Source organism: Streptomyces arenae, from assembly GCF_022343545.1.
Classification (GTDB): domain Bacteria; phylum Actinomycetota; class Actinomycetes; order Streptomycetales; family Streptomycetaceae; genus Streptomyces; species Streptomyces humi.
On sequence record NZ_JAKQYH010000043.1, the window covers coordinates 53,346 to 71,787 of the forward strand.

An 18,442-nucleotide genomic window follows, 5' to 3' on the forward strand; every position below is an offset into this window, starting at 1 on the left:
CGTTTCCCGGGGTTCAGCCGAGGCTGCCCTGTTCGCAGACCCGGCGGGCGACCTCGTTGAGCTTGATGTTGTTCTCCTGCGAGTAGCGCCGCAGCACGTCGAAGGCCTGTTCCTCGGTGAGCCGGTGGCTGCCCATGAGGATGCCCATGGCCTCGCCGATCAGATGGCGGGTGGCGACGGCCCGTTCCATCTGGGCGTGGGTGCGGGCGCTGGAGAAGGCGACCGCCGCATGTGACGCCAGCAGCCAGCCGGCCAGCTCACTGGCCTCGGTGAAGGCGCCGGGCGACCGGGAGTAGATGTTCAGCGCGCCGAGTTCCTCGTCCTCGGTGTACAGCAGGAACCCCATCATGCTGCCGATTCCGAGGCGGTGGGCCGCGGGGGCGTAGGCGGGCCAGCGCGGCTGCTCCTGGCCGAAGTCGCGGATGCGGAAGACCCGCTCGCCCTCCTTGGTGCGGGCGGCGTCGAAGCACGGCCCCTCGCTCAGCCGCTCCTGGAGCCGGTCGCTGTCGACGACCAGCCGGCCGGTGGGGGCGAGCGTCTGCACCTTCCCGCCGTGCAGCACCAGGATGCCGGCCGCCTCGCAGCCCTCCACGAGTTCCACGGCCGAGCCGGTGATCCGGGACAGGGTGCTGTCGACGGAGTCCTGTGCCAGCAGGTCCCGCGCCATCGCCGCCAACTGCTGCGCGAACCGAGCCCAGTCCATCGTCCGTTCCAACTTTCGGTAGGTTCCGCTCAGCATGGCACGCCGACGCCTCGGGGACCGTCGGGCGCCTTCGTCACTTCGTCCGGAGTGCCCGCGTCCGCTCCGGCCCTTGGAGTGATCGTCCGCTGATCTGCGTGACCAGCCGCAGGGGGCGGCGTTGAACGGGGAGTGCGGCGGCTGGTCCTGCCGCCGCACTCCCCGAGCAACAAGGCAACAAGAAGGAGAACGTGATGTCTCGCATCGCGAAGGCCGCCGTCGTAGCCCTCGGCACCGGCGCTGTGGTGATCGGCGGAGCCGGCCTGGCGCTGGCCGACGCGGGTGCCAACGGCGAGGCCGTCGGCTCGCCCGGCGTGCTGTCCGGCAACGCCATCGAGGTCCCGGTCAACATCCCGGTGAACCTGTGCGGCGACACCGTCGACGTGATCGGCCTGCTGAACCCGGCGTTCGGCAACCACTGCACCAACGAAGGCCACCTGAAGAGCGGTGACGGCAAGAACGGCGGCTACGGTTCCTGAACCACGGCCGCTGAAGAGCCCCGGCGCCCAAGGCGCCGGGGCTCTCCCCTTGTGAGGGCACCCCTTGAGGGCAGCCCCTCGTGAGGGCGCCCCCTTGAGGGCGCTTCACGCGTACCGGTAGATCCGGCTCACGTCCTCCAGCGACTCGGGGGTCACGTCCCACGGCGGCAGCTTTCCGCCCCGGGCGACGATCCGGCCGTGCTGCGCGTCACCGGGGCCCGGCGGCCTCGCCGGCAGGTAGCGCTGCCCGCGGTGACGGGACCGCCAGCGCTCCCACTGGAGGTCGATGAAGGCGTGGTGCAACCAGAAGACGGGGTCGTTGACCGAGGCGCCGCTCAACATCGCCCCGCCGACCCAGCGGTGCACCCGGTTGTGGTTGTGCCAGGACGCCTTGCCGCTGCCGCTCCCCCAGCCCTCCAGCCGGTTGCGGAAGCCCCGGGTGACCGTCGAGTCCCACGGCGGGACGTCGTAGACGGGGTCGTCCAGCGCCCGGTCGAGCTCGGCCCTGGTCGGCAGGTCGATCGGGTCCCGGGCGCGGCCCAGGTCCCGGGCCAGGAACTCACCGTCGGTGATGCCCTCCCGGATGGTCCAGTGCCCCGCCGCGTAGGCGAAGGGCCCGGTCATCACCTGCTGGTCGCGCGCCCGGCCGTTGCCGCCGAGCAGGTCCTTCGTCCACGGCACACCGGACGCCGACCGTTCCCGCGTCCAGTCCCAGTACGGCACCGTCACCGACCCGTCCACCCGGCGCAGGGCCCGCTCCAGGTCGAGCAGGAAGCGGCGGTGCCAGGGCAGGAAGGAGGGCGCCATGTGGGCGGCGCGCAGTCCGTCCTCGCCGTCGGGGGTGTAGTAGTCGATGTGCATGCGCACGAACTCGTCGTACTCGCCGCGCCGTTTGACCTCGAGGAACGCCTTCACCAGTCGGCCCCGCTCGGCGGCCGTGAGCCTGCTGACGTCCTTACGCACGTACGCCATGGTCTCCCCCCATGTGCAGGTGTCCCCCGTGTTCCCCGTGTCCCCCGCCCGCCGGGCCGGGCGCCGGCTCGCGCAGCCGCTGTCCCGGGCCCATCTCGTCGACGGCCGCCCGGGTCGCCGCCAGCGGGGTCGGGTAGGAGCTGTAGTGGTCGACCATGCTCAGCCAGCTGCCGTCGGCCCGCCGCATCAGATGCAGCGGCCGGCCGTCCACCGTGACCTGCCACTCGCCGTCGTCGACGGCCCGCACCGCCGGTACCGGTGCCCCGCGGATGCGGCGGCCCCGGTAGGTCTCGTCGAAGGAGGTGCCGGCCGGTCCGCCGGCCGGGAGCACCGGGCGGGAGGCGGCGACCACCGGGGCGAGCGCGAGGGCGGCCAGGGAGGCGAACAGCCCCCGGGTCAGCTCGCGCCGCGTCGGTCTGCCCGCCCCGGCTCTGCCGGGCTGTCCGGCGCCCGGCTCCGCGCCCACCGCCACCCCACCGACTCCGACGACCATGCTCACTCCTCGTCCGGTTGACCGACCACTGTCGGTACCGGTAACCGTCCGAGGGGCCGCCCGGTCACCGCCGGGCCGCCATCCGGCCCAGGAACGGGCCGGAAGGGCGGTGCCGGTGTGCGGCGGGAGTCACCGGCCGGGGCCGGCACCCAGGTCGCCGCCGACGACCGTCTGCAGGACCGGGCCGAGCACGCCGGCCTCGGGCATCTTCAGGTTCGGCATGCCGTAGTGCTGCGGGTCGGGCGCGCTGAGGGGGGCGTCCAGTTCCAGGCCGGGGGTGAGCGTGCGCAGGTCGGAGGCGGGGAGGTCGACGCCGACGTGGTCGAAGCCGGGGCCGAGGACGTGCGGGAGCGGCAGCCTGAGGTCGGCGCCGGGCAGGACGCCGTTCATCGGCACCTGCGGCACCGCGTGCTCCGGGATGAGCCGCCCCTGGACGTAGCGTGGCGTCTCGGGGACACCGGGGATCAGCAGCGGCAGCCCCAGGCCGATCTCGGGGACCTCGGTGTGGAGGGACTTCTCGACGCCGTCCAGTGGCACGGGGACGGGGACCGTACCGGTCGCGGCGGCAGGGGTGGCGCCGGCGCCCACGGCCACGGCGACACCCGTGACGACGGCGGCAAGGGTTCCTCGGGTGGTCGGCTTCATGTCAGGTACGGGCCTTTCCGGATGCGAGAGGAGCGACGTCCGTACCGGGTAACGAGCCGGGAATCGGCATCAGCTCACAATTCGCCCGGGTGCAGCATTAGTCGGCCGGTAACCAGTCCTGCATTGTGGAATTCCGGTGTTCAGCTCGTCCAGAAATCCCACCAGCGGGTCAGGATCAGCATGCCGACGATCCCGATGTGCAGCAGCGGGAGGACCCAGGTGAACTCGCCGAGGAATTCCCGCAGCCACCGCGGCGCGGGCAGGAACCGGTGGCGTACGACGAAGGAGGCGACGTACCAGAACAGGAGGATGGTGGCGGCCCAGGCCAGGCAGCACCACAGGCACAGCGCGTCGATCCGGTACAGCGACTCGAACTGCAGCCAGGACACGAAGCCGATGCCGAAGGCGCAGCCGGCCGTGAAGGTCAGCCAGTACCAGGCGGGGAAGCGGGCGCCGGCCAGCAGGCTCATGCCGACGCAGATCACGACGGCGTAGGCCACCAGCCCCAGCATCGGGTTGGGGAACCCGAACACCGAGGCCTGGTCGCTCTTCATGACGCTGCCGCAGGAGACCACCGGGTTCAGGCTGCACCCGGGCACGAAGCGCGGGTTCCTGAGCAGTTCGAACTCGTCGAGGGTGATGACCCAGGAGGCGAGCAGCCCGGCCGCGCCCGCGGCCAGCGTCAGCAGCGCGAACCCCTGTCCGGCGCCCGCGGTCCGGGCCATCAGCCGCGCAGGGTGCGGGCGGGCAGCACCACGTGCGCGGCGGCCGTCAGGGTCTCCTCGGCCCCGGCGAACTCCGTCAGCGCCTCGGGGGTGACGGGCCTGCCGGGCTCGGCGGCGGGCCAGGCGCGGGTGGTGAACACCAGGTAGGCGTAGCCGCGTTCGCCGACCGCGGCGAGCCACTCCTCGGGCGCGGGGCACTGGGCGTTGAGCGGGGCCAGGCTGAGGACCGCCTGGCCGGCCTCGACGAGCAGGGTGACGGGCAGGCCGGGCCGGGCGGTGCCGTCGACGAGGTCGCCGCCGACCGGCAGGCCGTTGTTCTCCAGGAGCGCCCCGATGGCGGTCGCGGTGGCCTCGGGACCGCCTTCGGCGTCACCGAGGGAGTAGGCCAGCAGGTAGGGCATGTCGCCGCCGTCGGGGGCCTCGCCGCTCCAGGCCAGTACGACCAGGGTGCCGAGGTCGGCAGGGCGGAAGGGGCGGGTCGCGCTTGGGGTTGAGGTCACCGCGCGACCCTATCGACGGGCCGTGGGGCGGCCGGGCGTCCGCTCACCCGACCGGCGGACACCGGCCGGCCGGGCCACACGAACGAGGGACACCCCTCGGCGTCCCTCGAACGGTGCCCCTCGAACGGCCTCGCGGCATCCCGGCCCGTGCCGTCCTCAGCTCTGCAGCGGCAGGCCGCCCAGCAGCGGGTTGTGCTGGTTGAGGGCGCCGGTCGCGGTCTTGACCGTGTTGAGCGGGGAGCGCTTGTTCTCGGTGCTGAGGGCGTTCGACTGGTGCCGCAGCGGCATCGCCTGGTTCAGGTCCAGGCCGTCCTTGGTGATGGTGTTCACGGCGCCGTTGAGGCTGGTGGGCGTGAGGTCGGAGGTGGTGTGGGCGAACGCGGGCGCGGCGGCGCCGACGAGAGCCACGGAACCGGCGACGACGACGGCGGCCTTCAGCGACTTCATCATGTTCCTTTCTTCGGCGGCTTTCGGCAACGCAAGCCGCCCGGGGGAATTCTGACGCCGTGTCTAACGATGTCCCGGCGGGCCGGAAACCCCGTTCCCGGAAGACATATGAGATCCCGGGAACGTGACTGAGCTTTCGGAAAGGGTGGCGGCGGGCGGGGCCGGGGAGGGCCGGGAAAGCGGACCGGCCGTCCACCCGCGGAACGCGCGGGCGGACGGCCGGCCGAAGGGAACGGCTGCTGCGTCAGTCGTTGAGGCAGGTCTCGCCGAAGGCGGGGTTCAGCAGGCCGATCACGTCGACGGTGTCGCCGCAGACGTTGACCGGAACGTGGACCGGAACCTCGATGACGTTGCCCGAGATCACGCCCGGGGAGTGGGCGGCGGCGCCGTTCGCGCCGCTGTCGGCGGCGGCCGCACCGGCGGCGCCGGCAACGGCCGCGACGGCGGCGGTGGAAAGGACCAGGCCCTTCGCGATACGCGACATGGAGAGGTCTCCTTGGGGTCGAAACAAACATTCGGGCGGATGCCCAGCGCTGTGTCAACGCGTGGCTCCGCCCCGGGTTGTGCCGCCAAAGGAGTGATCTCCGGGAAGCCGCCTTCACGACTCCGACACACATGTCCGGTTTTGACGGATTAATGCCGATGATGACTAGAGTTGCGAACCTCCTGACCTACTCTCCGAAAGAGCGAAGCCGGTCATGCGCAATCCCCTGGGCCCGCTCCGTACGACGGCCGGCGAGCAGAAGCCGGCCGGAGTACGGCCGAACGGGCTACCCGCTCCGCGTGGCGCCGCCGGTCAGGCGGGTCCGATGACCTACAACGGCGCCCGGGTCGGCACCGGCGACTCGCTCACCCGCACCACGGCCGGCCGCTCACCCACCCCGCTCCGCGCCCCCGCCGGTCCGGCCGACGGCGTACTCCGCCGCACGATCAACGAACCCGGTCAGGTACGCGCCCGGCGTGAGCCCGCGTACGCCAGCACGCTCGGCCACGACTCGGATGTGTTCGATCTCGGCACCGGTCTCGCGCAGGGCGGTGACCAGCCGCCCTTCCGGCTCGTTTCCCAGCCCGACGCGGCGTGGGCGGGCGCGCTCTTCGCCGCCGTGGACGTGCAGTAGTGCGGCGCGTTCCCGCCCGCAGTCCCGAGCGCCCCCCGTGAGCGAGGAAATCGCGTATGCACCGATCAGCCACCGACCCCCGGCCACGGGTCCTCCACCTGGCCCAACCCGTCGAGGGCGGAGTGGCCCGGGTCGTCCTGGACCTGACGAAGGCCCAGCTCGCGGCCGGTCTGCGCGTCACCGTGGCGTGCCCCGGCGGTGAACTGGCGTCAGGTGCACGCGAGCTGGGCGCCGAGGTGCGCGAGTGGCGCGCCGGCCGGTCCCCGGGGGCCGGTCTCCCGGACGAGGTACGACGGCTCACCCGCCTCCTCCACGAGGTCAGGCCCGGACTGGTGCACGCGCACAGCGCGAAGGCGGGCCTCGCCGGGCGCCTGGCCGTGCGCGGGCGCGTCCCGACCCTGTTCCAGCCGCACGCCTGGTCCTTCGAGGCGGTCGGCGGCGCCACCGGCGCACTGGCGCTGAGGTGGGAGCGGTGGGGCGCACGCTGGGCGGACCTGGTGGTGTGCGTCAGCGAGGCGGAGCGCGCGACCGGCGTGCGCGCCGGCATCCGCGCCCGGTACACGGTCGTCCCGAACGGCATCGACACCACCCGCTTCACCCCCGCCCCCGCGCCCGCGCCCGTCGCCACCGAACGGCACGCGACGGCCCCCCTGGTCGTCTGTGTCGGGCGGCTGTGCCGGCAGAAGGGACAGGACGTGCTGGTGCGGGCCTGGCCCGAGGTGCTGCGGCGGGTGCCGGAGGCCCGGCTGGTCCTGGTCGGCGACGGCCCCGACCGGGACGCGCTGCGCCGGCTCGCCCCCGCGTCCGTCGAGTTCGCGGGCGCCGTCACGGACGTCCGCCCCTGGTACCGGGCCGCCGACCTGGTGGTGCTGCCCTCGCGGTGGGAGGGCATGGCGCTGGCCCCGCTGGAGGCGATGGCCTGCGGACGGCCGGTGCTGGTCACCGACGTCGACGGCGCCCGGGAGAGCCTGCCGCCCGGGCACCGCGCACCCTGCCTGGTCCCGCCGGGACAGCCGGGCCCGCTCGCCGGGGCGGTGACCGGGCTGCTGCTCGACCCGGAGCTGCGCGCGTCGCTCGGCGACCGGGGGCGCCGGCACGTCCAGTCCACACACGACGTGCGGCGCACGGCGGAGGCGGTCGCGGAGCTGTACCGCGAACTCCTCGGCGGGCGGCCGCTCGTGTCCTCCGAGCGCAGGGAGTCCATCCACTCGTGACCGCGGAAAGCACCGTCCCCACCCCCGGCCCGCAGCCACGGGACCACGGACTCGCACCCGTCTCGGTACTGCCGGCCCGTACCGCCGGCGGCTTCCGGTTCCCGCTGCGGCGCCCGCCCGCGCGGCCCGCCTCCCCGGTGCCGCTGCTGGCCGCCGACCTGTGTGCCGCGCTGCTCGGCGCGGCCGCCCTGGACGCGGCCGTACGCCGGCCCGTGCTGGTCGGGCTGCTGGTGACCGGGGCGATACTGCTGCGCCCGCCCACGCCCCGGCGGACGGCAGGCGTCCTGGACGAACTCCCCGCCGTCTGCGGCCGGATCGCGGTCGTGTGGCTGGGCCTGGCCGCCGTCCTCGCCGCCTGGGACCCGGGCCGTGCGCTGTCCGCGCGGGTCCTGCTGCTGGGCTTCGCCCTGCACGCGGCGGCGGCCGGCGCGGGCCGCGGCCTGGTGCACTGGCGCCGTCGGGTCGCCCTGCTGCGCCGGCCGGCCGCGGCACTGGTCATCGGCCCGGCCGCGACCGCCCAGCGGGTCGCCGCCGCGGTACTGCGCCACCCGGACTGCGGGGTGCGTCCGGTCGGGGTCGTCGCCGAACACCCGGAGGGCGCCGGCGGCCTGCCCGTGCTCACCACCGGGCAGCAGGTCGAGCGGGCCCTCATCCAGAACGGGGTCCGGGCCGTCCTCACCGTCGACCCCGCCGTCCGCACCGAACAGGGCCCGCTGCTGCGGGCGCTGGCCGAGTCGGGCTGCGTGGTCTGGGAGGTCGACGCCGACTCGCCGGCGTACGAGATGCGCGACCAGCTCGCCGGGTTCTCCTGCCGCCGTCTGGAGATGGGCGCGCGACGGCGCGGCAGCGTCGGCAAGCGGATCCTGGACATCGCGGTGTCCGGGACCGCGCTCGTCCTGGTCAGCCCGCTGCTCCTGGTGTGCGCGGCGGTGCTGCGCCTCACCGACGGACCGGGCGTCGTCTTCCGGCAGGAGCGCATCGGCAAGGGCGGCCGGCCCTTCACCCTGCTGAAGCTGCGCACCCACCGCCCGGTCGACGAGCACGAGGCCGCGACCCGCTGGAGCGTCGCGGGCGAGGTCCGGATGAGCCGCTTCTGCCGCTTCCTGCGCCAGACCTCGCTCGACGAGCTGCTCCAGCTGTGGAACGTGCTGTGGGGCGACATGAGCCTGGTCGGCCCGCGTCCCGAACGGCCCTATTTCGTCGGCCAGTTCAGCCAGACCTATCCGGGCTACGCGGCCCGCCACCGGATGCAGACGGGGATCACCGGGCTCGCCCAGATCCACGGGCTGCGCGGTGACACCTCCATCGAGGACCGCGCCCGCTTCGACAACGCCTACATCGACGACTGGTCGCTGTGGCAGGACGTCTGCATCCTGCTGCGTACCGCGGCCTCGCTCGTGCGCTCGACGGGGAGCTGACGATGAGCCTCGCACTGTCGCCCGCCAGGCCGCTCCGGCTGCCGCCGGTACTGGCCGCGGTCGCCGTCCTCGCGGTCCTCGCGCTGCCGCTCGCCCCGGGCGGCGCGGAGGGCGGCGCCGGACCGGCCGACGCGGTGTCCGCCCTGGTCGTGCTGTACGCCGCGCTGCGGGTGGTCCGGGAGCGGCGCCGCCCGCTGTCCGCCACCGCCGTGGTCGTCCTGGGCATGCCGGTCGTGGGGCTGGCCGTGGCCGCGATGGGCGCGGCCTCGCCGGGCGCGGGACTGACCGGACTCGGCCGCTATCTCCAGGTGTTCGTCCTGGTGCCGGCCGCCGTGCTGCTGCTGGTCCGGAACCGGGCCGACTTCCGGCTGCTGGCCTGGTCGTTCGTGGGACTCGCGGGCTGGCAGGGCGCGGTCGGGGTGCACCAGTACGTCACCGGGACCGGGGCGTCGTACCAGGGCGAGGAGATCCGCGCGGTCGGCACGTTCGGAGCTCAGGACGTGATGGGCATGGCCACGGTGGTCGCCTTCGGCCTGGTGTGCGCGCTGGGCCTGGCCCTGGGGCGGACGACGCCGGTACGGCACCGGGTGGTGGCGGGCGCCTGCGCGCTCGGGCTGCTGCTGCCGCTGGCCCTGTCCTTCAGCCGCGGGGCCTGGATCGCGACCGTGCTCACCTGCGGGGTGCAGCTGGCGCTGGCCGGGCTGCGCCGGGCGCTGAAGGTGGTGGCGGCCGCGGTCGCCGCGGGCGTGGTGCTGGTGGGCGGCCTCGGGGTCGGCACGGCGATGCTCCAGGAGCGGATCAACAGCATCGGGCAGGTCACGGACGCGCCCGACCAGTCGGTGACCGACCGGTACACGCTGTGGGCGGCGGCGACCGGGATGTGGCGTGAACACCCCGTCACCGGCGTCGGGTTGAAGAACTTTCCGGCGTACCGGGACGGGCACGCCTCGCTGGCGCTGTCCTCCGGGAGCGACACGGAGGGGGCGGGGGCCGCGTACCGGAAACAGCCGTTGCTGTCGCCGCACAACATGTACCTGCTGGTGCTGAGCGAGCAGGGGCTGCTCGGGCTGCTGGCGCTGGCCGGCAGCTGGCTGGCGCTCCTGGTGTGCGGGCTGCGGGGCTGGTGGCGGGTCCGCCGCGACGGCCGCGGGCTCGACTGTGCGCTGGTCGGCTGCGGGTTGCTGGTCTGGCAGCTCGTGGACTTCGCGTACGCCGACATCGGGGGGCCGTCGACGGTGCTCACGGCCGTGGTCTTCGGGGCGGTGGCGTGGTGGGCGTTGGTGGGGGCGGCGTGATTCCGGGGGTGCGGGAGTCGGAGGGGCCGGGGGAGCTGGAGGAGCTGGAGGTCGGCTGCGGGCCGGTGCGGGCTGAGCGCGCCCGCGCGGCGGAGCCGCACGTGTCACAGCCCCGCGCCCCTGGGCACGCCGACGGCACCGGAGCCGAAGGGGCGCCGCCCACGGGTGGTTTCCTGGCCAAGGCGGCCTTCGGTACCGCCGTGCTCTCCATTCTCGGGTCGGTGCTCGGGCTCGTGCGGGACCAGTCGCTCGCCCGGCTCTTCGGGGCCGGGCGGGACACGGACGCGTTTCTCGTCGCCTGGACCGTGCCCGAGTTCGCCGCCACCCTGCTCATCGAGGACGGGCTGGCCTTCGCGCTCATCCCCGCGTTCAGTCTGGCCCTGGCCCGCCGGGCCCAGGGGGCGCCCGGCGACCCCGTGCGGGCCCTGGTCGCCGGGACGCTGCCCAAGCTCTCCCTCGCCTTCGCGGGCTTCGGCGCCCTGCTGATCGGGGGCGCCCCGCAACTCGTCGGGGTACTCGCGCCCGGGCTGCGCGACCCCGGGCTCGCCGTGGGCTGCACCCGGCTCACGGCGACCTGCGTGCTGACCTTCGGGCTGGCCGGGTACTGCAGCGCCGCGCTCCGCGCCCACCGGCGCTTCCTCGCCCCGGCCGCGATCTACGTCGCCTACAACACCGGCATCATCACCGCGATGTTCGCGCTCGGCGGCCACTGGGGCGTGCGGTCGGCCGCGTTCGGGGTCGCGGCCGGCGGCGTCCTGATGGTCGCCGTACAACTGCCGACGCTGTTACGTCAGTTGCGGGTCCGTAGCACGCCGTCCGACGGGGCGGCCGGCGCCGGGGCGCAGCCGCTTGACGTCGTGCTGATGGCCACCGTGCTGCTGTTCGCGCTGTGCCGGCAGTCGCAGGTGCTGATCGAGCGGTTCCTCGCCTCGCACCTGGACTCCGGGTCCATCTCGTACCTCAACTACGCGCAGAAGGTCGCGCAGATCCCGATGACGATGTCGTTGATACTGTGCACGGTCACCTTCCCGGTGGTGGCCCGGGCACTGGCCGAGGGCGACACCGAGCGGGCCCGGCTCCGGGTGGAGCGGGACCTCGCGGTGGCCGCGGGCGTCGTGCTGCTCGGCACCGCCGTGGTCGTGGCCTGCGCGCCGCAGCTCATCCGGCTGCTGTTCCAGCGCGGGGCGTTCACGGCCGAGGACACCGCCGCGACCGCCGCGGTGATGCGGGTCTACGCGCTCGGGCTGCTCGGGCAGACCATGGTCGGCGCGCTGGTCCGCTCCTACTTCTCGGCCGGCCGTGCCACCTGGTACCCGGTGGGCGCGATGATCGCCGGGATCGTCGTGACCACCTGGATCGGCGTGCTGGGCGTCGGCCGGTACGGCGTCACCGGCATCGCCGCGGGGAACGCCACCGGGATCACCGTCACCGCCCTGCTCCTGCTGGCCGGCACCGGCCCGCGCAGCGTCCCGATCCGCACTCGGCGGGTGCTGGCGGAGCTCAGCCGGCCGGTGCGGGCCGCCGTCGTCGCGACGGTGGTCGGGACCTTCGCCGCCGGGCGGCCGGCGGACCCGCTGACCGGCCTGGCCGCCGGGATCACGACCGTGACCCTCGTCTTCGTCCTGCTCGGCTGGGCCCTGGACGCCCAGGGCTTCGCCCCCGCACTCCGTTCCGTAGGCAACGTCACCCGAAGGCTCGCGCATGCCGTGTTCCACTGAGTCCGCAGAGCGGGCCGCAGGCCGCACCGGCCCGGTCCCCTGGGTCGCCATGTACCACTCCGTGGGCGACCGTTCCGACGACCCGTACCGGATCACCGTCACCCCCGAACGGCTGGAGAGACAGCTGAGCTGGGTGCGCAGGCGCGGACTGCGCGGGGTGTCGGTGGGGGAACTGCTGGCCGCCCGGGCGCGCGGCGCGGGGCGCCGGCTGGTCGGGCTGACCTTCGACGACGGGTACGCCGACTTCCTCGACCACGCCCTGCCGCTGCTCGACCGCTGGGGCTGCGGCGCCACCCTGTTCGTGCTGCCCGGCCGGCTCGGCGGCAACAACGCCTGGGATCCGCTCGGCCGGCGCAGACCGCTGCTCACCGCCGACGGGATCCGGCGGGCCGCGGCGGGCGGTGTGGAGATCGGTTCGCACGGGCTGACCCATGTCGACCTGACGCGGGCCGACGCGGACACGGTCCGGGCCGAGGTGGCCGGCAGCCGGGCGCTGCTGGAGGACCTGACCCAGGCCCCCGTGACCGGCTTCTGCTACCCCTACGGCGCCGTCGACCGGCGTGCCGTCGACGCGGTACGGGACGCCGGGTACGGCTACGCCTGCGCCATCGACCCCGGCGACCTGAACAGCGTGCACGCCCTGCCCCGCCTGCACATCGGCCAGAACGACAACGCCCTGCGCCTGTTCCTGAAGTACCGGCTGCACCGGCTGCGGCGCCGCCCGGTGGAGGGGGTGTGAATGAAGGCGCTGCACGTCATCACGGGGCTCGGGGTCGGCGGCGCGGAGCAGCAGCTGCGGCTGCTGCTGCGCCACCTGCCGGTCCCCTGTGATGTGGTCACGCTCACCAACCCCGGTCCGGTCGCGCACGGGCTGACCGCCGACGGGGTGCGGGTGGTCCATCTCGGGATGGCCGGGAACCGGGACCTGGCCGCGCTGCCCCGGCTGGTCCGGCTGATCCGCCGGGGCCGCTACGACCTCGTCCACACCCACCTGTACCGGGCCTGTCTGTACGGGCGGCTCGCCGCCCGTCTCGCGGGAGTCCGGGCGGTCGTCGCCACCGAGCACTCGCTCGGCGACTCGCAGCTGGAGGGGCGTGAACTGACCCCCGGAGTACGGGCGCTGTACCTCGCGGGCGAGCGGCTCGGCCGGTCCACCGTGGCCGTCACCCCCACCGTCGCCGAGCGGCTGCGCCGGTGGGGGGTGCCGGGGCCGCGGATCGAGGTCGTACCGAACGGCATCGACCTGGAGCGCTTCCGTTTCGACCCGGCCGCCCGGCGGCGCACCCGGGCCCGCCTCGGGATCCCCGAGGACGCCTATGTCATCGGCGGGGTCGGACGGCTCGCGCCCGGCAAGCGGTTCGGGGTCGCGATCCGGGCGCTGGCCCAGCTCCCCGGAGACTGCCGGCTGCTGCTGGTGGGCGGGGGCCCGGAGGAGCACATCCTGCGCCGGGTCGCCGAGGCCGCCGGGGTCGCCGGCCGGGTGCTGTTCACCGGCGAACGCCCGTACCTCTCCGGCAGTCCTGAGGACCCCGACCTGCCCGCGCTCGCCGCCGCGATGGACGTCCTGGTGTCGCCGTCGGCCGAGGAGGCCTTCGGGCTCGCGGTCGTCGAGGCGCTGGCCGCCGGACTGCCGGTGCTCTACACCTCCTGCCCGGCCGTCGAGGACCTGCCGCCCGCCGCCGCCCCGGGCGCCCGCCGGGTCCGGGGCGGGGCCGGTGCCTACGCCGAGGCGCTCGCCGCCGTCCGCGCCGCCGGACGCGGTCCGCGCACCGCGCCGGAGGCCGCCCGTCACTACTGCATCACCCGCAGCGCCGCCCAGCTCATGGACGTCTACGCGGCCGCACTCGCCACCTCATCCCAGGGAGTCAGTACGCCATGACCGAGAACCCCGTCCGCGCCCCCCGTCCCTTCGCCCGCAAGCTGCCGCCCTGGTCGGTGCTGGCGGCCGGGATCGTCGCCGGCGGCCTGCTGGGCGGCGCCTACGGCGTGGTCGAACCGGCCACCTACACGGCGACCAGCTATGTCATCGCCGTCCCCACCGACCGGTCGGACACCGCCACCGCGCAGGGCTTCGCGCAGGCCTACGGCCGGGTCGCCACCCAGCTCGCGGTGCTCGGGGACGCGCAGCTGTGGGCCGGGGTGCCGGTGAACACCCTGCGGCAGAGCGTGCAGACGGAGACCTCGCCGGACGCGCCGATGGTCGCCGTCTCCGCGACCTCGCCGCACGCCCTGCAGGCCGCCGACATGGCGAACGCGGTGGCCCGCTCGCTCACCCAGCACGCCAACGACACCAAGGCCGACACCCACGTCGAACTCCTCCAGTTCTCCCGCGCCTCGAAGCCGACGTCGCCCACCTCGGCGTCCCCGAAGGTGACCGGTCTGGTGGGTGCGAGCGCGGGCGGGCTGCTGGCCGGTCTGGTGCTGCTGATGCGGCCCCGGCGCCGCCCGGAGGAGACCGCGCCGCAGGCCTCGGTGCCCGGTCCGGCCGTCGCCGCCGACGTACACGGCCAGCTGTGACGACGACGGCCCACCCGACGCTCGCCGCGCACACCACCGAACTCGTCACCGACGAGCGCGCCTTCGCCGCCCTGGCCCCCGCCTGGGGACGCCTCTACCAGCGGTGCGGCACGGCCACCCCGTTCCAGAGCCACGCCTGGCTGCACTCCTGGTGGCGCTCCTACGGCGTCCCGGGCCGGCTGCGCCTGATCCTGGTGCGGCACGGCGGTGAACTCGTCGGCGCGGCCCCGCTGATGCTGGTGCGCCGGCCGCTGCCCGCGCTGGTGCCGCTGGGCGGGGCGATCTCGGACTACGCCGATGTGCTGCTCGCCGACGCCGACGACGGCCGGGCCGCGGCCGCCCTCACCGGGGAGCTGGCACGGGCGGCCCGGACGGCACTGATCGACTTCCGTGAGGTGCGGCCGGGCGGGGCGATGGAACGGGTCTACGACCGCTGGCGCGGGCCGTGCCGGAAGGTGCCCGACTCGCTGTGTCTGGAGCTGCCCGCCGTGTCGATGGACGAGCTGGTCACCCGGCTGCCGTCGAGCAAGGCCCAGCGGGTGCGCGCCAAGCTGCGCAAGCTGGGCTCGCTCGGGGTGCGCCGGGACGCCGTACCGCCGGAGGGCGTCGACGCGGCGCTCGGCCGGCTGCTCGACCTGCACCGCCTCCAGTGGCAGGGACGGAAGGTGACCACCGAGCACCTCCAGTCCCGGTTCCGGGAGCATCTGGTGCGCTCGGTGGGGCCGATGGTGCGTTCCGGGGACGCGGTGGTCACCGAGTTCCGGCTCGACGACGAGGTGGTCGCCGTCGACCTCACCCTGCTGTCGCCGAGCCTGGCCGGCGGTTACCTCTACGGGGCGCACCCGGGACTGCGGGAGCGCAAGGCCGACGTGGCCGTGATGCTGCTGGACGCCTGTACCCAGCACACCGGCACCAGCGAGCGGGGCGCGCTGAGCCTGCTGCGCGGCGACGAGCCGTACAAGCATCACTGGCGCCCCCGGCCGGTCGTCAACCAGCGGCTGCTGCTGGCCCGGCGGCGCACCGCCCCGCTGCTGACGGCGGCGCTCTGCGACGTCGCCGCCCGGCAGCGGGTCAAGGAGGTGCTGCGTCGTTGGAAGGAACACAAGGGACAGACGGAACACCGGCAGGACTAGTCGTCGTCGGACGACCACCAGTCGACGTCGAGGCAGAGCTCCCCGCCGAGCCAGTACTCGACCCAGTCACCCAGGTCCATCGGCGCGCAGTCGGGCGCGGACACGGGGGTGGGCGTGGCCGTGGGTACGGGCGTCGGCGTGACCGCCGGCTTCGGGGTCGGGGTCGGGCTCAGGGCCGGGGTCGGGGTCGGCCTCGGGGTGCCGGTGCCCGGCGTGGGTGTGGGTGTCGGGGTCGGGGCCGGCGTGGTGGGGTCGGTTCTGCCGAACAGCGCCGAGCGGTACACCCGCGACGAACGCGGGTTGGCCGAGCACTGCCAGACCCCGTGCGGGCAGTAGTCGGTCACGGTGTTGTACAGCGGCTTGTGCTCGTCCATCCAGGCGAGCATCCGCCGCATGTACTCGGCGTTGTCACCATTGCGGAAGAGGCCCCATTCCGGATAGGAAATGGGTTTTCCGTGGGCCTTCGCGAAATCCACGTGCTGCTGAAGTCCGTAGGGCTCCCGCACCTGTTCGTCGAAGGAGAGCCCGGACGGCTGGTCGTAGGAATCCATGCCGATGACGTCGACCGTGCCGTCCCCGGGATAGCACTCCGTCCACGGGACGGCGTCCCGGCCCCGGCTCGGCGTGAAGTCGAACCGGAACTTCTGGCCCGGCACCGCGCGCATCGTGGTGACGATCCTGTTCCAGTACTTCTTCCACGCCTCCGGGTCGGGCCCGCAACGATGGGAGTAGGTGATGCCGTTCATCTCCCAGCCGAGCACGAGGACGGTGTCCGGCACCCGCAGCTCCACCAGCCGTTCGGCGAGGGCCCGGAAGTGCTGGTCGAACTCGCCGGCCGCGCCCTGCCGCAGCAGCGAGCGGACCTCGTCGTCCCCGAGACCGTCCTCGTTGTGCTCCTGCATGGGCACGTTGAGGACGAGCGTCCGGTCGGCCTTCTCCCGCCGCCAGTGCGCCCAGACGTCCAGGAAACCGGGGGCGCCCTCGATGTCGGACCAGCGGTCGCCGGGCAGGTAGGTGTGCGCGACCTTGAGCTCGGTGCCGCCCAGCCAGCCGCTCAGCTGCACCATGCGGGCCACCCCGAGCGGCCCGGAGTCGAGGAAGGCCCCGAAGGCCGGCGGTGCCGCCTGGGCGGGCTCGGCCGCGGACGGCGTGGGACGCGCCGGTACCGGCAGAGGAGCCGCCGACGGCGGGACGGACGACGTGGGCGTGACGGCCGGGCTGGGCGTGGCGGCCGGTGTCGGGGGGACGACCCGCACCACGCCCGTGCCCGCGGCGAACCCGAGGCCGGCCGTCAGGGTCGCCGAGGCGACGACCGCCACCGCGACCACGGCCAGACGGGACGACCTGAACCCTGGCCGCTTTCTGTGCTGTGGAGCCATTCCTGCTCCTTTCTCCACCGGTACTGACACTCAGTCATATCAATATGAATTCCGCCAGTGCGGCTGCGGCTTTCGGGTGCCCCGAGCGTCCGCACGGGTGAACCGAATTGAAGGAAATGGTCCGTGTCGCTGCTAGACATCCGAGTGCCCGCGGTTCTGCTGCGGATCGACCGGAATCCCTTTCACCACGGCACCCTGGGAGCTGTGCGCTCGCTCGGCAGGGCCGGGGTGGAGGTCCATGTGGTCGCCGACTCCACCGGAAGTCCGGTCCGCAGGTCGCGTTTCGTACGGCAGTTGCATCCGCCGCCGGCGCCGGACGCGTCCCCCGCCGAGATCGTGGCGGTGCTGCGCCGGGTGGCGGAGCGGATCGCCCGCCCGGCGGTGCTGATCCCGATGGACGACGCGAGCGCGATCGCGGTCGGCCGGTTCCGCGAGGACCTCACACCCGCCTACCTGCTGCCGCGGCAGCCCGGCGCGCTGCCCGAACGCGTCGCCGACAAGGCGGAGTTGGCCGAGGTGTGCGCCGCGGCCGGGATCCCGCACCCCGAGACGGTGGTCCCGGACGGCGCCGAGCAGGCGGCGGCCGCCGCGTGGCGGCTAGGGCTGCCGGTGGTCGCCAAGTGGAGCCGCCCCTGGCTGGTGCCGGCCGGGTCCGGACTGCGCAGCACGGCGGTGGTGCGCTCGGCGCGGGAGGCCCGGGAGCTGTTCGCGCGGACGGAGGAGGCGGGCAGCAGGCTGCTGCTCCAGGAGTTCCTGCCGCCGGGTCCGGACCGTGACTGGTTCTTCCACGGCTACGCCGACCGCACCGGCGCGGTGCGGGCGGGCGGGCCCGGCCGCAAGCAGCGGTCCTGGCCGCGCGACGCCGGACTGACCGCGGTGGGCCGGTGGACGCCCAACGGCCAGGTCCAGGCGTCGGCCGAGCGGCTGGTCGGCGAGCTGGGCTTCCGGGGCATCTTCGACCTGGACTTCCGGCGCTGCGGCAGCACCGGCCGCTACCACCTCCTCGACTTCAACCCCAGGCCGGGCGCCCAGTTCCGGCTCTTCGCCGACAGCACCGGCCTGGACGTCGTACGCGCCCAGCACCTGGACCTGACCCACCGTCCGCTGCCGGCGGGGGTGCCGCTGTCCGGGCGGGCGTTCGTGGTGGAGAACTACGCGCCGCTCAGCGCGCTGCGTCCGGCTCCGCGCGGCCGGGAACTGGCCTGGAGCGCGCCGGACGACCGGGGGCCGGGGCTGGCGATGTGGGCGCTGTGGAGCCGGCATGTGACGGACCGGCTGCTCGACCGGCTCCTGGACCGGCTGCGCCGCGCCGTGGCGGCCCCGGTGCCGTCTCAGCGTCGCGCAGTGGTCCGCCAGGCCGGGGAGCCCGCCGTTGCCGCCGCCCCGGCCGGGGAGTTCTCCGGGGTGTCCGGTCTGACCGACAGGTCCGACGACGGCACGGGGAGCAGCCGATGAGGTACGACCCCCGTACGACGCCGGTGACCGGGGCCGGCGCGGCGCCCGAGGCGGACCGGGGCTTCGGGTCGTCGTACCCCGTGCTGTTCACGGCCGGACCGGTCGCGGCGGCGGGCCGGGGCGTCCCGGCGGGGCGACGGGAGTCCGCGCCGGGCGCGGTGGGAAGCTGACGGACGGGTGCCGGACGTTTGGGGC

General features: G+C 74.3%; 21 protein-coding genes. 12 read left to right on the plus strand and 9 right to left on the minus strand.

The window, feature by feature from the left end; all coding sequences use genetic code 11:
- Positions 1 to 13 precede the first annotated feature (13 nt).
- Positions 14 to 703 (minus strand): GAF and ANTAR domain-containing protein, encoded by a 690-nt coding sequence (locus MB828_RS18350; RefSeq protein WP_301649171.1) that lies wholly within the window; start codon positions 701 to 703, stop codon positions 14 to 16.
- 230 nt (positions 704 to 933) lie between these two features.
- Between MB828_RS18350 and MB828_RS18355 the strand changes: the two genes are divergently transcribed.
- Positions 934 to 1,218 (plus strand): chaplin, encoded by a 285-nt coding sequence (locus tag MB828_RS18355; protein WP_133021859.1) that lies wholly within the window; start codon positions 934 to 936, stop codon positions 1,216 to 1,218.
- A gap of 105 nt (positions 1,219 to 1,323) precedes the next feature.
- Here the strand turns inward: MB828_RS18355 and MB828_RS18360 are convergent, their stop codons facing one another.
- The 7 genes from MB828_RS18360 to MB828_RS18390 form a co-directional block, all read right to left on the minus strand.
- A complete protein-coding gene (locus tag MB828_RS18360; protein WP_301649172.1) occupies positions 1,324 to 2,190 on the minus strand; it encodes a tyrosinase family protein in 867 nt (288 codons plus the stop codon).
- A complete protein-coding gene (locus tag MB828_RS18365) occupies positions 2,174 to 2,683 on the minus strand; it encodes a tyrosinase family oxidase copper chaperone (RefSeq protein WP_301649173.1) in 510 nt (169 codons plus the stop codon). Before MB828_RS18365 ends, MB828_RS18360 begins: the two co-directional genes overlap by 17 nt.
- A gap of 129 nt (positions 2,684 to 2,812) precedes the next feature.
- Positions 2,813 to 3,328 (minus strand): hypothetical protein, encoded by a 516-nt coding sequence (locus MB828_RS18370; RefSeq protein ID WP_301649174.1) that lies wholly within the window; start codon positions 3,326 to 3,328, stop codon positions 2,813 to 2,815.
- Between the two features lie 140 nt (positions 3,329 to 3,468).
- Positions 3,469 to 4,053, minus strand: coding sequence for a vitamin K epoxide reductase family protein (locus MB828_RS18375; protein ID WP_133021855.1), 585 nt, complete (start codon positions 4,051 to 4,053; stop codon positions 3,469 to 3,471).
- Complete coding sequence (locus MB828_RS18380; RefSeq protein ID WP_133021854.1) at positions 4,053 to 4,553, minus strand: DUF5949 family protein; 501 nt, start codon at positions 4,551 to 4,553, stop codon at positions 4,053 to 4,055. The genes MB828_RS18375 and MB828_RS18380 overlap by 1 nt, the downstream gene beginning before the upstream one ends.
- Positions 4,554 to 4,709: 156 nt before the next feature.
- The gene (locus tag MB828_RS18385) at positions 4,710 to 5,000 is read right to left on the minus strand and encodes a hypothetical protein (protein ID WP_133022339.1); all 291 of its coding nucleotides are present in this window, start codon (positions 4,998 to 5,000) and stop codon (positions 4,710 to 4,712) included.
- A 244-nt stretch (positions 5,001 to 5,244) separates the two neighbouring features.
- On the minus strand, positions 5,245 to 5,484 hold the full coding sequence (locus tag MB828_RS18390) for a chaplin (RefSeq protein WP_133021853.1): 240 nt from the start codon (positions 5,482 to 5,484) through the stop codon (positions 5,245 to 5,247).
- 214 nt (positions 5,485 to 5,698) lie between these two features.
- Here MB828_RS18390 and MB828_RS18395 point away from each other — a divergent pair, with 214 nt between their 5' ends.
- From MB828_RS18395 to MB828_RS18435, 9 genes are all read left to right on the plus strand, one after another.
- A complete protein-coding gene (locus MB828_RS18395) occupies positions 5,699 to 6,118 on the plus strand; it encodes a hypothetical protein (RefSeq protein ID WP_133021852.1) in 420 nt (139 codons plus the stop codon).
- A gap of 56 nt (positions 6,119 to 6,174) precedes the next feature.
- The gene (locus MB828_RS18400; RefSeq protein ID WP_301649175.1) at positions 6,175 to 7,332 is read left to right on the plus strand and encodes a glycosyltransferase; all 1,158 of its coding nucleotides are present in this window, start codon (positions 6,175 to 6,177) and stop codon (positions 7,330 to 7,332) included.
- A complete protein-coding gene (locus MB828_RS18405) occupies positions 7,329 to 8,750 on the plus strand; it encodes an exopolysaccharide biosynthesis polyprenyl glycosylphosphotransferase (protein WP_301649176.1) in 1,422 nt (473 codons plus the stop codon). The genes MB828_RS18400 and MB828_RS18405 overlap by 4 nt, the downstream gene beginning before the upstream one ends.
- 2 nt (positions 8,751 to 8,752) lie before the next feature.
- Positions 8,753 to 10,045 (plus strand): O-antigen ligase family protein, encoded by a 1,293-nt coding sequence (locus MB828_RS18410; RefSeq protein WP_301649177.1) that lies wholly within the window; start codon positions 8,753 to 8,755, stop codon positions 10,043 to 10,045.
- A 101-nt stretch (positions 10,046 to 10,146) separates the two neighbouring features.
- Positions 10,147 to 11,763, plus strand: coding sequence for a murein biosynthesis integral membrane protein MurJ (gene murJ / locus MB828_RS18415; protein ID WP_301649290.1), 1,617 nt, complete (start codon positions 10,147 to 10,149; stop codon positions 11,761 to 11,763).
- Positions 11,747 to 12,502: a polysaccharide deacetylase family protein gene (locus MB828_RS18420; RefSeq protein ID WP_301649178.1), complete on the plus strand. Its 756-nt coding sequence runs from the start codon at positions 11,747 to 11,749 to the stop codon at positions 12,500 to 12,502. The genes murJ and MB828_RS18420 overlap by 17 nt, the downstream gene beginning before the upstream one ends.
- Complete coding sequence (locus MB828_RS18425; RefSeq protein WP_133021847.1) at positions 12,503 to 13,642, plus strand: glycosyltransferase; 1,140 nt, start codon at positions 12,503 to 12,505, stop codon at positions 13,640 to 13,642.
- Positions 13,639 to 14,280 (plus strand): hypothetical protein, encoded by a 642-nt coding sequence (locus MB828_RS18430; protein WP_046731513.1) that lies wholly within the window; start codon positions 13,639 to 13,641, stop codon positions 14,278 to 14,280. The genes MB828_RS18425 and MB828_RS18430 overlap by 4 nt, the downstream gene beginning before the upstream one ends.
- On the plus strand, positions 14,277 to 15,413 hold the full coding sequence (locus MB828_RS18435; RefSeq protein WP_133021846.1) for a GNAT family N-acetyltransferase: 1,137 nt from the start codon (positions 14,277 to 14,279) through the stop codon (positions 15,411 to 15,413). Before MB828_RS18430 ends, MB828_RS18435 begins: the two co-directional genes overlap by 4 nt.
- Here MB828_RS18435 and MB828_RS18440 read toward each other — a convergent pair.
- Positions 15,410 to 16,792, minus strand: coding sequence for a glycoside hydrolase family 26 protein (locus MB828_RS18440; RefSeq protein ID WP_301649179.1), 1,383 nt, complete (start codon positions 16,790 to 16,792; stop codon positions 15,410 to 15,412). The genes MB828_RS18435 and MB828_RS18440 overlap by 4 nt on opposite strands.
- 123 nt (positions 16,793 to 16,915) lie before the next feature.
- Between MB828_RS18440 and MB828_RS18445 the strand changes: the two genes are divergently transcribed.
- Together MB828_RS18445 and MB828_RS18450 are read left to right on the plus strand one after the other, a co-directional pair.
- Positions 16,916 to 18,247, plus strand: coding sequence for an ATP-grasp domain-containing protein (locus tag MB828_RS18445; RefSeq protein WP_301649180.1), 1,332 nt, complete (start codon positions 16,916 to 16,918; stop codon positions 18,245 to 18,247).
- A complete protein-coding gene (locus MB828_RS18450; RefSeq protein WP_301649181.1) occupies positions 18,244 to 18,417 on the plus strand; it encodes a hypothetical protein in 174 nt (57 codons plus the stop codon). Before MB828_RS18445 ends, MB828_RS18450 begins: the two co-directional genes overlap by 4 nt.
- The last annotated feature ends 25 nt before the right edge of the window (positions 18,418 to 18,442 follow it).

Excerpts from the sequence above, each read along its gene's own strand:
- MB828_RS18390 (WP_133021853.1), bottom strand. The coding sequence starts at position 5,484 with ATGTCGCGTATCGCGAAGGGCCTGGTCCTTTCCACCGCCGCCGTCGCG.
- MB828_RS18440 (WP_301649179.1), bottom strand. The coding sequence starts at position 16,792 with ATGGCTCCACAGCACAGAAAGCGGCCAGGGTTCAGGTCGTCCCGTCTG.
- MB828_RS18375 (WP_133021855.1), bottom strand. The coding sequence starts at position 4,053 with ATGGCCCGGACCGCGGGCGCCGGACAGGGGTTCGCGCTGCTGACGCTG.
- MB828_RS18420 (WP_301649178.1), top strand. The coding sequence starts at position 11,747 with ATGCCGTGTTCCACTGAGTCCGCAGAGCGGGCCGCAGGCCGCACCGGC.
- MB828_RS18425 (WP_133021847.1), top strand. The coding sequence starts at position 12,503 with ATGAAGGCGCTGCACGTCATCACGGGGCTCGGGGTCGGCGGCGCGGAG.
- MB828_RS18450 (WP_301649181.1), top strand. The coding sequence starts at position 18,244 with ATGAGGTACGACCCCCGTACGACGCCGGTGACCGGGGCCGGCGCGGCG.
- MB828_RS18350 (WP_301649171.1), bottom strand. The coding sequence starts at position 703 with ATGGACTGGGCTCGGTTCGCGCAGCAGTTGGCGGCGATGGCGCGGGAC.
- MB828_RS18395 (WP_133021852.1), top strand. The coding sequence starts at position 5,699 with ATGCGCAATCCCCTGGGCCCGCTCCGTACGACGGCCGGCGAGCAGAAG.
- MB828_RS18400 (WP_301649175.1), top strand. The coding sequence starts at position 6,175 with ATGCACCGATCAGCCACCGACCCCCGGCCACGGGTCCTCCACCTGGCC.
- MB828_RS18365 (WP_301649173.1), bottom strand. The coding sequence starts at position 2,683 with ATGGTCGTCGGAGTCGGTGGGGTGGCGGTGGGCGCGGAGCCGGGCGCC.
- MB828_RS18430 (WP_046731513.1), top strand. The coding sequence starts at position 13,639 with ATGACCGAGAACCCCGTCCGCGCCCCCCGTCCCTTCGCCCGCAAGCTG.
- MB828_RS18370 (WP_301649174.1), bottom strand. The coding sequence starts at position 3,328 with ATGAAGCCGACCACCCGAGGAACCCTTGCCGCCGTCGTCACGGGTGTC.
- MB828_RS18410 (WP_301649177.1), top strand. The coding sequence starts at position 8,753 with ATGAGCCTCGCACTGTCGCCCGCCAGGCCGCTCCGGCTGCCGCCGGTA.
- MB828_RS18355 (WP_133021859.1), top strand. The coding sequence starts at position 934 with ATGTCTCGCATCGCGAAGGCCGCCGTCGTAGCCCTCGGCACCGGCGCT.
- MB828_RS18360 (WP_301649172.1), bottom strand. The coding sequence starts at position 2,190 with ATGGCGTACGTGCGTAAGGACGTCAGCAGGCTCACGGCCGCCGAGCGG.
- MB828_RS18385 (WP_133022339.1), bottom strand. The coding sequence starts at position 5,000 with ATGAAGTCGCTGAAGGCCGCCGTCGTCGTCGCCGGTTCCGTGGCTCTC.